Source organism: uncultured Clostridium sp. (assembly GCF_937920395.1).
Taxonomy (GTDB): Bacteria; Bacillota; Clostridia; order Clostridiales; family Clostridiaceae; genus Clostridium_AD.
The window spans coordinates 1-15319 of the sequence record NZ_CALEVF010000223.1 but is presented as its reverse complement, the minus strand read 5'-3'; the positions used below and the strand labels follow the sequence as shown (position 1 = coordinate 15319).

Annotated in this window: 15 protein-coding genes; 11 read left to right on the top strand and 4 right to left on the bottom strand. The window is 29.1% G+C overall.

The annotated features are described in order from the left end of the window. Window positions 1-7 precede the first annotated feature (7 nt). The 4 genes from Q0649_RS14160 (at window position 8) to rhaA (ending at window position 5317) form a co-directional block, all read left to right on the top strand. Window positions 8-1321: an MFS transporter gene (locus Q0649_RS14160; RefSeq protein WP_298843306.1), complete on the top strand. Its 1314-nt coding sequence runs from the start codon at window positions 8-10 to the stop codon at window positions 1319-1321. 148 nt (window positions 1322-1469) lie between these two features. After that, complete coding sequence (locus Q0649_RS14155) at window positions 1470-2468, top strand: AraC family transcriptional regulator (protein WP_298843303.1); 999 nt, start codon at window positions 1470-1472, stop codon at window positions 2466-2468. A 138-nt stretch (window positions 2469-2606) separates the two neighbouring features. Continuing rightward, complete coding sequence (rhaB, locus tag Q0649_RS14150; protein ID WP_298843300.1) at window positions 2607-4016, top strand: rhamnulokinase; 1410 nt, start codon at window positions 2607-2609, stop codon at window positions 4014-4016. Window positions 4017-4060: 44 nt separating this feature from the next. Beyond that, window positions 4061-5317, top strand: a complete 1257-nt coding sequence (rhaA, locus tag Q0649_RS14145; RefSeq protein ID WP_298843297.1) for an L-rhamnose isomerase — start codon at window positions 4061-4063, stop codon at window positions 5315-5317. Between the two features lie 165 nt (window positions 5318-5482). Here the strand turns inward: rhaA and Q0649_RS14140 are convergent, their stop codons facing one another. After that, window positions 5483-5800: a glycoside hydrolase family 88 protein gene (locus tag Q0649_RS14140; protein WP_367179389.1), complete on the bottom strand. Its 318-nt coding sequence runs from the start codon at window positions 5798-5800 to the stop codon at window positions 5483-5485. A 219-nt stretch (window positions 5801-6019) separates the two neighbouring features. Here Q0649_RS14140 and Q0649_RS14135 point away from each other — a divergent pair, with 219 nt between their 5' ends. The 5 genes from Q0649_RS14135 to Q0649_RS14115 all read left to right on the top strand — a co-directional run bounded on the left by Q0649_RS14135 (window position 6020) and on the right by Q0649_RS14115 (window position 9752). Beyond that, window positions 6020-6166 carry a hypothetical protein gene (locus tag Q0649_RS14135; protein ID WP_298843294.1) on the top strand — a complete coding sequence of 49 codons (147 nt, stop codon included), beginning with the start codon at window positions 6020-6022 and terminating at the stop codon, window positions 6164-6166. Window positions 6167-6480: 314 nt separating this feature from the next. Then, entirely contained in the window at window positions 6481-7671 is a 1191-nt protein-coding gene (locus Q0649_RS14130) for a pyridoxal phosphate-dependent aminotransferase (RefSeq protein WP_298843289.1), read from the top strand. A 369-nt stretch (window positions 7672-8040) separates the two neighbouring features. Continuing rightward, window positions 8041-8859 (top strand): sporulation transcription factor Spo0A, encoded by an 819-nt coding sequence (gene spo0A / locus Q0649_RS14125; RefSeq protein ID WP_298843282.1) that lies wholly within the window; start codon window positions 8041-8043, stop codon window positions 8857-8859. Between the two features lie 375 nt (window positions 8860-9234). Continuing rightward, on the top strand, window positions 9235-9603 hold the full coding sequence (locus tag Q0649_RS14120; RefSeq protein ID WP_298843279.1) for a hypothetical protein: 369 nt from the start codon (window positions 9235-9237) through the stop codon (window positions 9601-9603). Further along, on the top strand, window positions 9603-9752 hold the full coding sequence (locus Q0649_RS14115) for a hypothetical protein (protein WP_298843276.1): 150 nt from the start codon (window positions 9603-9605) through the stop codon (window positions 9750-9752). Before Q0649_RS14120 ends, Q0649_RS14115 begins: the two co-directional genes overlap by 1 nt. 64 nt (window positions 9753-9816) lie before the next feature. Here the strand turns inward: Q0649_RS14115 and Q0649_RS14110 are convergent, their stop codons facing one another. Beyond that, complete coding sequence (locus Q0649_RS14110) at window positions 9817-11097, bottom strand: FAD-dependent oxidoreductase (protein WP_298843273.1); 1281 nt, start codon at window positions 11095-11097, stop codon at window positions 9817-9819. A gap of 258 nt (window positions 11098-11355) precedes the next feature. Between Q0649_RS14110 and sigG the strand changes: the two genes are divergently transcribed. After that, the gene (gene sigG, locus Q0649_RS14105; protein ID WP_298843268.1) at window positions 11356-12129 is read left to right on the top strand and encodes an RNA polymerase sporulation sigma factor SigG; all 774 of its coding nucleotides are present in this window, start codon (window positions 11356-11358) and stop codon (window positions 12127-12129) included. A gap of 169 nt (window positions 12130-12298) precedes the next feature. On the opposite strand, the gene Q0649_RS14100 is transcribed toward sigG, so the two are convergent. Continuing rightward, complete coding sequence (locus tag Q0649_RS14100) at window positions 12299-12505, bottom strand: DUF6440 family protein (protein ID WP_298843264.1); 207 nt, start codon at window positions 12503-12505, stop codon at window positions 12299-12301. Between the two features lie 244 nt (window positions 12506-12749). On the opposite strand from Q0649_RS14100, the gene Q0649_RS14095 reads away from it, so the two are divergent. After that, window positions 12750-12971 (top strand): CD1375 family protein, encoded by a 222-nt coding sequence (locus Q0649_RS14095; RefSeq protein WP_298843261.1) that lies wholly within the window; start codon window positions 12750-12752, stop codon window positions 12969-12971. A 30-nt stretch (window positions 12972-13001) separates the two neighbouring features. On the opposite strand, the gene Q0649_RS14090 is transcribed toward Q0649_RS14095, so the two are convergent. Continuing rightward, window positions 13002-15242: a UvrD-helicase domain-containing protein gene (locus tag Q0649_RS14090; protein WP_298843258.1), complete on the bottom strand. Its 2241-nt coding sequence runs from the start codon at window positions 15240-15242 to the stop codon at window positions 13002-13004. Between the last annotated feature and the right edge of the window lie 77 nt (window positions 15243-15319).

The window sequence follows — 15319 nt, the reverse complement described above, 5'->3', positions numbered from 1 at the left end:
GAAAGAAATGAGTAGTAAAGAAGAAAAACAAATGACAAGTAAAGAAAAGAATAAATTAACCTGGAAAACAACTATTTCAGCGTCTATGGCAAATTACATTGATGCGGGCTCTATAGTTGCTGGAGCTGCTGGTTTATCACTTTGGACGAAATATCTTCATATGACTGATATGAAACTTGGGTTACTTAGTGCTTTAAGTTCAAATGCTGTTTCAGCAGCTCTTGGTGCATTAATTGGTGGTTATATATGTGATAAATATGGTCGTAAATTGGTTTATAATTTTTCAATGTTATTTTATATGTTTGGTATGTTATTTATTATATTTTCACAGAATTTCGCAATGATGTTAACAGGTTATATAATCGTTGGATTATCAGTGGGTGCTGACATCCCAGCTTCTTGGACTACTATCGCAGAAGGGGCTCCGGCTAAGGAAAGAGCGAAACATTGTGGTACAGCGCAACTTGCATGGTCAGCTGGTCCAATTATTGTTCTGATTTTATCAGTAGCCCTTGGAAATCTTGGATTACTTGGTAGTCGTATAGTTTTTGCACATTTATTTGTAGTGGCTCTTATCACTTGGTTAATAAGAAGAACATTGCCAGAATCAGAATCTTGGCTTGTACAAAAGGAAAAAGAAAAACAACTTATAGCAAAAGGGAAATTCCAAAAGGTCACTGTAAAAGATATATTAAAACCAGTGAATTTCAAATCAATATTGTTTTTGCTTGGTGTATATTTGTTTTGGAACCTGGCAGCAGGTACAATGGGATTCTTTATGCCATTAATTTATCAAACAGTTGGCAAGGTTTCAGCCCAACAGGCTAATCTACTTCAAGCAGTATTATTTGGATTTACAGCTATCGGCACTTATTTCATTTTCATGAAACTTGGAGATAAAATTAGTCGAAAGGTATTATATGCAGCAGCGGCTATAATGGCAATTGGTGCATGGTCAATATTCTTATTGCCAGCATCAAGTATGAATGCTAGCATGCTTGTAATATTTGTTGTTGTAAATGGACTTTCTTTTGGATTTGGTGCACAACCATTCTATCAGTTATGGGCTAGTGAACTTTTTCCAACAAAATATAGAGCTACGGCTCAAGGCGTAATGTTCTTTGCTGTTCGTATCGCGCTTGGTATATGGAGTTTTGTTATCCCAACTATAATGAGCAAGTTTGGTTTTCAATTGGCAGCAGCATTCATGGTAGGATTCCTTATAATCAGTGGAATAATAGGTGTTGTATTTGCTCCCAAAACTTCAGGTAGGACACTTGAAGCAATTGAAAAAGAACGTTATGGTGAATTGAATATGTAATTAATAATAAAATAACTTTTATAATAGAATTGTTTTTATAAAAATATGATCACCATCAACTTTAAATTGTAAGACTAAATTTATAAGGCTATAATAAATTCATAAGGCCATAATAAATGATTATAAAATAAAAAGTGATGGTGATAATATGAATATTAAAGATCTTGATAAAAAATTAAAACAATTAAATGACATAGAAAAAGAAACTTACAATTTGTATAATACTAAAATAAGTACAAATTTTGACGTTAAACTTAAGGAACACTTCTCAAATAAAATTAAAAATAATTTGTGGATAATAAACAATGAAAAACTTATGAATGAATCAGAAGTTATAGCTATCCATAAGCATGATAGGTTTGTAAAGTTTGAGAAACACAAACATGATTATTTAGAAATGATGTTTGTATATTCAGGAAAAATAAATCAGGTTATTGAAGGTGAGAAATTAGTAATAGAAAAGGGAGAAATTTTATTGCTAGACATGAATGTTGAACATAGCATTGAGGCTGCAGGTGAAGATGATATTGCCATTAATGTATTAATAAAAAAAGAATTTTTTGATTGGATTTTTATGAGTCAAATTGCTGATAATGATTTAATATCTAATTTTATCGTTGAAGCAATATATGGGAAAAGTGAGTTTAAGCAATATATTCATTTTAAGACAGCAGAGAACGATAAGGTTTGTAATTTTATGATACAAATACTTATGGAATATTATGATAAAAAAAATGGAATGGAAACAGCAATTCGTGCATATATTATGCTTTTATTTAATGAACTATTAAGGGATTATAAAAAGTATCTATCTAGTGAAATCGTTTCTAAAATTGATTCTACAATATCTACTGAAATTCTAAATTATATTAACAAACATTTTAAGGTTATCACATTAAAAGGTATGGCAGATTATTTTGGTTATAATCCTGATTATATAGGTAAATTAGTTAAGAAGATTATAGGTAAAAATTTAACTGAACTTGTAAAAGAAAAAAAAATTAAACAAGCAGAATATTTATTACATAGTACAAAAATGTCAGTAATCGATGTTATTACTGAAGTTGGTTATTCAAATGTGAGTTACTTTTATAGACAATTTAAAGAGCAAGTAGGAGTTACTCCTGATGAATATCGAAGAAAATAATATTATTGTTTGATTGCTTATTAGGACAGTAAGATTCTCTTTATAGGACATAGGATTTATAAGACTATTAAACTAAAATATTAGCTATAGGCAAAGTTATACGAGAAGTAGACGTTTGCAAAAGATTGGAGGTAAGTTATGGAATACTATCTAGCCATTGATATTGGAGCTTCAAGTGGAAGGCATATATTAGGCTCAACTCAAAATGGAAAATTAAAATTAGAAGAGATTTATAGATTTGAAAATGGAATTAGCAAGGTCGCAGATGAATATTGTTGGGATATTGATAAGTTATTTGAGAACATAAAAATAGGAATTAAAAAATGTGTTGAACTTGGGAAAATTCCAAAGAGTGTTGGAATAGATACTTGGGCTGTAGATTTTGTGTTGCTAGATAAAAATGATGAAATATTAGGTAATGCGGTATCTTATAGAGATGATAGAACTGAAGGTATGATGGAAGAAGTGTTTAAGATTATACCTAAAGATATGATGTATTTATATACAGGCATTCAATTCCAAAGATTTAATAGTATATATCAACTACTTTCCATAAAGAAAAACAAACCTGAAATTTTAGAAAAAGCAAAAACTTTTTTAATGATTCCTGACTATCTTAATTTTCTGCTTACTGGAAAAAAAGTTAATGAGTATACTAATGCAACAACAACTCAATTAGTTAATTCTTTTGATAGGACATGGGATCCAAAAATTTTAGATGATCTAGGGATTAAGAAGGACATATTTCAAGAGATAAAATTACCTAAGACTAAACTTGGTGGGTTAAAAAAAGAATTAGTCAAAGAATTTGGATTTGATATGGAAGTTGTACTTCCTGCAACTCATGATACTGGTTCAGCGTTTATATCATCAGTATGTAATGATAGTGATAGTTTATATTTAAGTTCAGGTACATGGTCGTTAATTGGTCTTGAAAATAGATTCCCATTATGTGTACCACAAACTATGGAATACAATTTTACAAACGAAGGTGGTATAGATTATAGATTTAGATTCCTTAAAAATATTATGGGACTTTGGGTAATCCAAGAGGTTTCAAGAAATCTTGAGAATAAATATTCTTTTGCGGAGCTCGTAGATTTGGCAAGAGCAAAAGCAGATTTTGCATCTATAGTAGATGTTAATGATGATAGGTTCTTAAAACCTGAAAACATGATAAAGGAAATAAAAGATTATTGCTATGAGACGGATCAAAAGGTTCCGTGCGATGTTGGCGAGATAGCAATGTGTGTATATAATAGTTTAGCTCATTGTTATAAGAATGCTGTAGCAAATATTGAAGAAATATTTGAAAAAAAATTCAAGAGAATAAATATTTTTGGCGGAGGATGCCAAAATAATTTTTTAAATGAGTTAGTTGCAAAAGTTACTGGAAAAGAAGTATTAGCTGGACCAGTTGAAGCAACTGCGATAGGAAATATTGTAGCTCAACTCTTAAGTTATGACATTTTTAAAGATTTAGGACAAGCAAGAGCAGCTATTAAAGAATCTTTTCATATTGTTACATTTAAACCAGATGACGTTTAAATATAGATAATTGAGTATATAAATTATAAGGGAGGCAAATATAAATGAACATTAAAGAAAAATATGAGATGTCTAAGAAGGAATATGAAAAATGGGGACTTGATGTAGATAAAATTCTAGAAGAGCTTAATAAGGTGAAAATATCAATTCATTGCTGGCAAGGAGATGATGTAACTGGTTTTGAAAAAACTCAGAATGCATTATCAGGTGGTATAGCTGCAACTGGTAATTATCCAGGAAAGGCTAGAAATGGGGAAGAATTAAGAAAAGATTTAGATAAAGCGCTAAGTTTAATTCCAGGAAAACATAAGGTTAATTTACATGCTATATATGCTGAGACTGATGGAGAAGTAGTTGAAAGAGATGAAATAAAACCAGAACATTTTAAAAAATGGGTAGATTGGGCAAAGAAAAATGGTTTAGGGCTTGATTTTAATCCAACAATATTTTCACATCCAAAAGCTGCAGATGGGTTAACTCTATCTAGTCCTAACAAGGAAATAAGAGACTTCTGGATAAGACATTGCAAGGCGTCGAGATTAATAGGAGAATACTTTGGCAAGGAGCTTGGACAAACTTGCTTAACTAATATTTGGATTCCAGATGGATACAAAGATATTCCAAGTGATAGAATGGGACCTAGAAAAAGACTTAAAGATTCTTTAGATGAAATATTTACCCAAAAGATAGATAAAAAGTATAATCTTGATTGTGTTGAATCAAAGGTATTTGGCCTAGGAGCAGAAGCTTATACTGTAGGATCAAGTGAATTTTATATAAGTTATGCAGCTAAAAACAACATAATGTCATTAATGGATACAGGACATTATCATCCAACAGAGGTTGTTTCAGATAAATTATCTGCAATGCTTTTATTTAATGATAAAGTTGCGCTTCATGTGAGTAGACCAGTAAGATGGGATTCAGATCACGTAATACTTTTTGATGATGAAATCAAAGAACTTTCTAAGGAAATTGTAAGAAATGATGCATTAGGTAGAGTAATTATTGGACTCGATTTCTTTGATGCTAGTATAAATAGAATAGCAGCATGGACAATAGGATCAAGAAATATGATAAAGGCATTACTAAGTGCAATGCTAACACCTAATGAAAAATTAAAAGATTTGCAAGACCAGGGAAACTTTACAGAAAGATTGGCTTTAATGGAAGAGTTTAAAACTTATCCAATGGGCGATATCTGGAATTATTATTGTGAAAAGAATAATGTTCCAGTAGCTGAAAAATGGCTTGATGATGTAAAGGAATATGAAAAGACTGAATTAAGTAAAAGAAAATAAAATTTTTAATTATTTAGAACAAAGTAAGAATGAGTCAGACTGTATATCCTGACTCATTCTTATTTTATTTTGAATAAAAGCTAGTTTATTATCTAAATTTATAGATGGTTAAGTGCTTCCAGAAGAGCCATTATTGTTTTCTCAGCATAGGGCTTAAATGAGTCATCAAGTATCCCAAGGCGTATTCCAGTGAGTATTCCTGTAACTTATAGCTGCAGAACCAGAAACTTCCTCATAGCTAGTAACATCGTCTATAACTGTATGCCATAAACCAGACTTCGCTTGATATTTAACTAAAGTGTTTACTTGAGCTTTAAAAGTATCAAGTAAATACTTCTTAATTCCAGAATTAATTTTTCCATCAAATGCTTCGATATAGTCTAAAATTCCAAAGGCAAACCATGAATTACCTCTGCACCAAAAAACTTCACCAAAGTTACTGTTCTCATTAAAACTCCAATCGTGATAGAAGAATAAATTCATTAGGAAAAGAATCACCTAACTCATTTTTATATGCGGCAATGATGTTTACTGTAATATTTGTTATTATTTTAATTCTTGTCTACCTATTTACATGGGAAAGACCACTTGCTATTTTCTTAGTGGGAGTTGCATTACAAGAGGCCCACTTTGTATCTGGAGTAAAAGCTCAACCACAAGAAGCTTTAAATATTATGGTGGTTATATTAGAGCTGCAAAGGAATGGATATTCAAAAGGGAATATTAGATGCAAATGAAGAAGAGGCAGAAATCAAAAGAATTATGATATCAAGGGCATGCAAGGTTATTATGTTAATTGATCATGATAAGTATGATAAAACATCTTTTGTAAAACTTTTTAATTATTAGGATATAGATAATAAAATATATTTAGGGAGTGGATTATGTTATGAGAATTTGTGTTTGCTTGTGGAAAAGTAAAACAAGTCTTAATTGGCAGTGGACAATTTAATTATCCATTGTTATTATCTTTAATAAAAGAAAGAAAGCCATATGTAGAAGAATTATATAAAAAGATATAAGTATAATTAACATCTATGTTATAATATAAACTAATAATTCAAACTATTCAAGTTAGTCTTATAAAGAGTACATAAAAAAAGCTAACATGATATAGATTCTATGGGGTTATTAATATATTTTATAATAAGAGGAGACCTAAAATGATATCTAATAAAATGAAAGATTTAGTTGCTAACAGTTCTATAATAAGAGCGATGTTTGAGGAAGGTAAAAGATTATCTGATATTTATGGTGAAGAAAATGTTTTTGACTATAGTTTAGGTAATCCCAATGTTGCCCCACCTGAAAATATTAAAATTGAAGTTAATAAAATATTAAATGAAACAGCACCTAAACTTGTCCATGGATATATGAACAATTCTGGATATATAGATGTTAGAGAAAAGATAGCTGAATTTTTAAATAAAAAGCATGATATAGATATTTCATACTATAATATAGTTATGACCTGTGGAGCTGCTGGAGGATTAAATATTTTACTAAAAACATTACTCAATCCAGGAGATGAAGTTATTGTTTTTGCACCATTTTTTGGTGAGTATAGAAGCTATGTAAATAATTTTGATGGTAAACTTGTTGTTGTTTCTACAGATATTGATACTTTTGAACCTAATATGGAGAGGTTAAAAGATAAAATAAATAGTAGAACGAAAGCAATTATTATCAACTCACCAAATAATCCAACGGGTATTGTTTACTCGCAGAAGGTTATACAAGATTTATCAAAACTTATGAGTCAAAAACAAGAAGAGCTCGGTACAAGCATATATCTTATATCTGATGAGCCTTATAGAGAAATAGTTTATGATAACGTTGTTGTTCCATATATTTTAAAATATTATACAAATTCATTTATTGGATATTCCTACAGTAAATCATTATCATTACCTGGGGAAAGAATAGGCTATGTAGTTGCAAATACAAAGATGGATTGTTTTGATGACATAATGATATCTCTTAATGTTGCAAATAGAATTCTAGGATTTATAAATGCACCATCACTTTTTCAGAGAGTTATTGCAAATTGTCTTGATGTTGAAGTCGATGTTAGTATATATCAAAAGAATAGAGATTTATTATACAACTATCTTACCAAAATAGGATTTATTTGCATAAAACCACAAGGAGCATTTTATTTATTTATTAGAACTCCAATAAAGGATGATAAAAAGTTTTGCGAGGATGCAAAAGAATTTAATTTAATATTAGTAGCTGGATCTGCTTTTGGTTGCGCTGGACATGCAAGGTTAGCTTACTGTATTGATTATAAGAAAATAGAAAATTCATTACCAGCTTTCGAAAAATTAGCAAAATCATACAATCTTATTTAAAATTATTCTCTTTATTTTTAAATAATAGAGAATAAATATATAAATTTCAGTTTGTATACATGATGTATCAAGCTGAAATTTTATTAAAGTTTTATTAAAGTTTTATTAAAGTTTTATAAAAATACAAAAAATACAATAAATACTAAAAAATACAATTTATTATGTGGCAATGTAATTGGTTATATGTTAATATATAAGAAAGTATATAATAAATGTAAAAACAATATAATAAATAGAAACATTTACCATTCAAGCATTTAATTCGGTAATATTTTTTTAATATTTTTTTAAAATTAAAGGATTTACCAATTAATTGTAGAATTTATAATTATTAGGATACATAATTGAGATGTGAAGGAGATTACGAACATGGAAGAGAAAAAAATAAATATAATTATTGTTGATGATAACAAAGAATTCTGTAATATTCTTAATGATTACCTATTAACACAAAAGGATATAGTTGTTACTGGAATTGCGCAAAATGGAGTAGAGGCATTAAAACTGATTGAAGAAAAAAAACCTGATTTAGTAGTACTTGATATAATTATGCCGATTCTTGATGGACTAGGAGTTTTAGAGAGGTTAAATACAATGAAGCTCGATCCAAGACCTCGTGTAATAATTTTATCAGCAGTTGGTCACGAGAAAATAACGCAGAGAGCTATAGCACTTGGAGCGGATTATTATGTTATAAAGCCTTTTGATATGGAAGTGTTTGCTAATAGGATAAGACAAACTCTAAATGAAAATATATATAGTAACGAAGCACCAAAAACAGCTACTTACGTTGATAGCAATGCAATTAAAGTTAATAGAGGGAATACTGACGATGTCGATATGATTGGGCAAATAACTAGTATTATTCATGAGATTGGAATACCTGCTAATTTAAAAGGTTATATGTTTGTACGTGAAGCAATAAACATGGTAATAAATGACATTGAACTTTTGTCATCAGTTACAAAGGAATTATATCCATTAGTAGGTGAAAAATTCAATACTACTGCTAGTAGAGTAGAAAGAGCAATAAGACATGCAATAGAAGTTGCTTGGAGTAGAGAACAGGTAGACACAATAAACAATCTTTTTGGTTATACTATTAACAATCAAAAGGGCAAACCAACTAATTCTGAATTTATAGCAATGGTAGCTGATAAGTTAAGATTACAAAATAGAGTTAGCTAGTATTAGCTTTTAAAAATAACAAATAGACCGCTTCTATTTATTGATGTAAATAGAGGAGGTCTATTTTTATAAAAAAAGGATAATATTAATTTCTAAAGATCTAAATTTTCATTCACATTTAGGCTTAGAGTGAATACATTAGTAGTGTAGAATATACATTATTTATATCCTATGCAAGTCCATTAATTAAACTTTTAAATTTAAACAAAGGCAATTTAAAACATTAATCTGATTTAGTAGAACATATATCAACGTATAAGTTTTATGTTGAAAATATATTGTAGTGATATATGTAGCTATAGAAAATTTGATGACAAAATCAGTATTAATAAGTATTGTCTTATCTAAAATTTATATATAAAGGAGTTTTATTAAATGGGCAAAATTGAAAAATGTAGTAAGTGTGATAAAGGTTCATGTGAATTATGTAGTGTCATTAATGCAGATCCAGTAGATATGGAGAAACATGGTGCTAGATTATTAACCGTAAGAGTAAGAATAAACAATGTATGCTTTGATAAAAAAGTAGCCGTTGCAGTTATAATATATGACAATTGCCACAGAATACTTGCATTTAGAGGATTTATTACAGTGGTATGTAGAGAGAATGAATGTAAAGATGAATGTGGTTCAATTGTACGTAAATTAGTGTTTGTACTTCCAGATGATGATAGAAGTAGACCTGATGAAATCGAAGTTCGTACAGCAGCCAACTATATATATCCATGTGAGCCTAATTGTTAATGGTTGCTCATAGACAAAATATAACGATTGATCCAATAATATATGAGGACTTTTGCAAGTATGCTAAAAGGAAAGGTATGAAAATTTCTTCATGGGTAGCTATGAAAATGAAAGAGGCAGTAGAGGAAGATAAAAAACTAAAAAGATGATCACTCATAAAATAACACGCTATAAAAAAGATCAGACTTTCGAGTCTGATCTTTTGATTTTTATCTATATAAGTTTTTTGTTAAATATATTGGTTAAACTTAAACTTTCTACTTTTGCTTTAATTTCTTCTTTATCAATAGTATAAAGCCCAAGTTCCTTCATTCTTTTAAAATACTCTGCACCTGCAAAAGTATATCTGTTTTTTCTTCCTTCACTAGTTTGCATTTTTTCATTTGCGTAAGCTATTATGTCTCCAACGGCTAAGGTCCTTGGTAATATTAAAAGAGGCATTCCTAAGTAGTTTTTTACGGCATTATATCCTGCTAGTGCACCAGTTCCCATTGCTTCAGTATGACCTATAAATAGACCTGCCTTCTCTCCAGCACAGAATAAGTTATCTAAGTCATTAACCTTCATGCTGTCTTCTCTTGGAGCTATAGATACATATCTGATGGAGTTTCCTATTCCACCTGCATATGGGTCTACGTATTTTGCATTCTCAAATCCTTTGATCCTTCTTAATTTTTCCAATGGATAGTAGGGGGTCATAAGTTTTATGTCGCCGGTATCAATAAGAATTAAATTTTCAGCGAACTCTTTTAAAGCATATTGCTGACAAACTTTTATTTTAAGTTTATCTAAATTTACATCTTCTTCTGGGACTTTTACAATAAGCACACCAGTTTCTTCTAGTTCTTTTACTAAATCACTAGCTAAAGAACCTTTAGCTAGTTTACCAGAACCACTAAAGGCTCCATATACACCCTCTTCTTCTCGTTCACCTTTTAAGTCTTTAATACCTGCCTTACTACTTATGCTTACTCTTCCACCAAATGCTGGACATCTTAAAACACACATTGCACATCCATTTCCGTATTTTAAGCAGTTATTCATTGGTCCAGCTGAACCCGTAGTTTCTATAAATGCATCGCCTTCAATGTAAGTCTTATCAGATAAATATATTCCCTTTATCGTATTGCCTTCCTTTTTAATATCAACGACTCTTGTTATCATGTTTACTTCTATATCCATAGCTTTTAAATATCTTCCAACTGCTGGCTCAATCTTATTTACATCATAAAGCCAAGCATTTTTATGACCCGGGAAATCAATGTTTTTATGTTTGGTATTTTCGTCAGTCACATGTATAAAATCTCCTGTACCTAATGCTATTAATTCTTCAGCTGCCGTATATCGTCCATTATTTCTCATTATACCACCAACATTACCAAGGCCTAAAAGCATATCTGTTTTTTCATATAATGCAACTTCTGCACCTGTTTTTTTTGCTGTTATTGCTGCGGTGCAACCAGCCCAGCCACCACCAATTACTATAACCTTCAAAATATTTGCCACCTTTCTAATCTATATTTAGGAGCTATCTACATTTTGTTTTGTTCCGTTTAATTCTATTGTAATAGTTATAGTATTATTACTCATATGGTATTCATAAGTGCTTTTTTTATTTATATAGGAAATTTATTAAAAAATAAAATGATTAAGGAAAAAATTAACAAAATATTGTAGGGTTGTCTTTAGTATAACAAATAAATTTTAAGGACATAATTTAAAAGCAATTACATTGAAGGGAATGATGACCTTATGATATTTAATAAAGTAGAGATATGTGGGGTAAATACTTCAAAATTACCGAAATTAAAAGAAAAAGAAATGAAAGAGTTATTGTATAGGATACAAAGTGGTGAGCCTGGATGTAGAGATGTATTTATTGAAGGCAATTTAAGATTGGTTTTAAGTGTAATAAAACGTTTTAATAATCGAGGAGAAAATGTAGACGATCTATTTCAAGTTGGCTGTATTGGTTTAATGAAATCTATTGATAATTTTAATTTAAGTCTAAATGTGAGATTTTCAACATATGCAGTTCCTATGATTATAGGAGAAATAAGAAGATACTTACGAGATAACAACTCTATAAGAGTTAGTAGATCACTCAGAGATATTGCATACAGAGCATTGCAGGTTAGGGACAGATTGGTAAATGAGAACAATAAGGAGCCAACTGTAGAACAAATTGCGAAGGAGCTAGAATTACCAAGGGAGGATGTAGTATTTGCTCTAGACGCTATACAAGATCCAGTATCTTTGTTTCAACCTATATACCATGATGGTGGGGATGAAATTTATGTAATGGATCAAATAAAAGATACTAAAAATTTAGATGATAGTTGGCTTGAAAACATATCAATTAAAGATGGAATGAATAAATTAAAAGATAGAGAAAAGTTAATATTAAATTTAAGATTTTTCGATGGGAAAACTCAAATGGAAGTAGCTGACGAAATAGGCATTTCTCAAGCACAAGTGTCAAGACTCGAAAAAAATGCATTAAAACACATGAAAAAGTATGTATAGGATTCTTTAGTAGGAGCAAATATGTGGTAGTGCTTCATAATTGTTAAAAGGTATTTAATTAAAAAGCATCTATAGGAAAACACGATTTAATTAGTGTTTCCCTATAGATGCTTTTTATATAATGTCTATTAAAACTTATACTATGTTAGAGTAATCAATAACTTTATTATTATAACTTTATTTGTGATAATATACAGTTTCCATCTTTATCTAATAATACAGTGAGGGTACCATTATAACCTTCTATATTTATAAAATAATTTGTTATTAAACCTGTATTTAGAATTGTTTTGCAACGTACAGATATGCCACATTCAGGGTCATATATTGTTTTAGAAATCTTGTTAGTACTTTCATTATTACTTTTATTAAACATTTGCCCCTCCTATATTTTAATAACTTTTATTATACAATTATTACCAAATATATCATTAGTCATTCATAAACCTTTATTTAGTTATGATTAATTTAGTGAATTTGAGGAATATCTAATAGAGTACACATATCTTTGTTTTAACTATTAATATTAATATATGCATTAATTGTATATTGGTGTTTTTTACAATAGACTGAAAAAAAAGTAATTAAAGAATTATGAAAAATGTATAAATTAAAAAAATATGTTAATAATATTAGATAATGGAAAATTTTTAATAGTGAAAGGAAGAATAAAAATGGTTGATATGTATAGCAGGCTTGTAAAAGCAGGTTTAAGAACAATTCAGAAGGTACCAGATCAATTTAGAGATGATGTGATGACGAATTTAACAATGGCAAAATCAGATGGAAACGGAAATTCAATACCAACAACAAATATATCTAATATAATAGTAGATAGATAAAGACTTTAAATAGCCTTTATCTATCTTTTTTTATATTTTATTAAAATTTAAAAATTCGCTCCTTTCTCCAGTATAATAAATAACAAGTCGATGTAGTGCCCTTGTGCAAGCAACATATAAGAGATTTCTATCGAATTCACTATTATAATTATCCTTTGAAACATTGAAAACAAGTACTACATCAAATTCTAGCCCTTTTGATATATAAGATGGAATAATTACGGTACCCTTTATAATTTCAGTGTCATCTATATTTAATAATTTAATTTTATCTAAATTAATTAATTCTTTTTCAATTATTAGGGCTTCTTTTTGCGTTTTACAAATAACTGCAATAGACTCATACCCAAGACTTACGTATTTGTGAATATCCAGTATAATAGCTTCATAAATCGACATCTCATTATCTTTGTATACAATTTGTGGATTTTCTTCATGTCTATCAAAGGAAACAAAAACTTCTTTGCTATTTAATATCTTCTGAGTAAATGAATTAATTTCAATTGATGATCTAAAGCTTTTATTCATAGAAAGTTTAAGACTTTTTTTCTTGTGAAGAATTTTTTCTATATCATCATAAATAAGTTTATTACCATGTTTTTCAAGAGTTTGGTTAAAGTCACCTAATATTGTAAACTTAGCTTTAGCAAATAAAAGATTAAAAACTTCATATTGAAGTGAATAATAATCTTGAGCTTCATCAATGACAACCTGCTGTATATCTGAAAACTCATGATTACCATTAAGCTTAAGTTTAATATACAAAAGGGGGGCACAATCCTCATAATTAATAATCCCTTTATGGAGACTTTTTGTTGTGCTCAATATCATTTGTTTAATGTTTTTTGGCAGTTCTAACCCTTTGGAAAGTTTTAGAAAAAGTCCGGTTTTATTGAAAAGCAATCCATATAAATTTGCATGATCAACCTGTGAATACTTGTGAATATGGCTCATTAATACTTTAGATTCTTTAATTGCCATCAATCTGCTAAAAGATTTTATCTCAAGTTGGTGGTTACTAGCATTTAGAACAATCTTTTGAAATTTTTCAAGTCTTACTTTTCTTAAAGGGTGAATTTTATTAAGCACCATACTTTCAATCCTTTTAAGTCTTTTTGATATTGGCATATCCATTTTACCATTTAGAAAAAGATTATTTAGTTGCTGCTTTGTTTCAATAATTTTACCATCATAATATAAGTCTTCAAAATTAATCAAATTATGTTCATAATAATGGATTAATCTATCTAGAATTATAACAAATGTTTTTGAACCTTTAAATTTAGTGTTTTCCATTTTTATATTAAGGTATTGGTCATTATTAAGAATTAAGGATTCAAGTTGTTCTTTTCTATTTTCAAATATAAATCTATTATCTAAGAAATCAACTATAATATTGTCAAAAGTAGTTTCTTCTACATTATCCTCACCTAACTCTGGCAAAACCCCTGAAATATATTTACTAAAGACAGAACTTGGTGAAATTATAACAATGTTGTTTGAATGCAATTTTGATCCAATACCAACATAAAGTAAATATGCAATTCTATGTAGTGCTATAGAAGTTTTACCACTTCCAGCTACGCCTTGCACAATTAAAAGTTCATTTTCAGTATCACGAATGATTATATCCTGCTGTTTTTGGATAGTTTCAACTATGTTTTTCATTGTTGAGGAAGAATTATGGCTAAGGACTTCTTGAAGTATTTCATCATTAATTGTTACACTACTATCAAAACAATATTGAAGTTTGGAATTCTTGATTTTATATTGTCTCTTCATAAGAATATCGCCTGAAATTATTGAGAAGGGTGCGGTGTATGATCCTTTGCCGATTTCATATTGATAAAACATGCTTGAAATTGGTGAACGCCAATCGTATATTAAAATCGAACTTGTATCTTTATCTATTAAGTTATAAAGACCAATATAAATTTTATCAAAATCATCATAACCATCTTCTTTAAAATCGAATCTTCCAAAATAAGGTGAGTCTAAAATCTTTGTATATTTTTTTATACGGTTAAGTGTTTTTTCGTAGCTATGATTTTGACTATCAACTTCTGAAAGATGTTGAAGCATTTCTGGAATTTTATCAAAATCATTTGAAGAATGAGCAGATTCTTGCCACATATCTTTTCTTGAAGTAATAAGGTCTTTTTTTCTAAAGGTTATAATATGTTCATCTTTCTTAAGTTCTTTTTTTAGAAAGTTAATAGTATCATCAAGATATAGTGTTTCTTCTTTATTAATAAGTTTATAATTACTCATTTTTTCACACTCCTATTTATTTTGATAGTGTTAACACTATCTTTGTTTTATTTATTTAAAACCCTGCTATTGCAAGG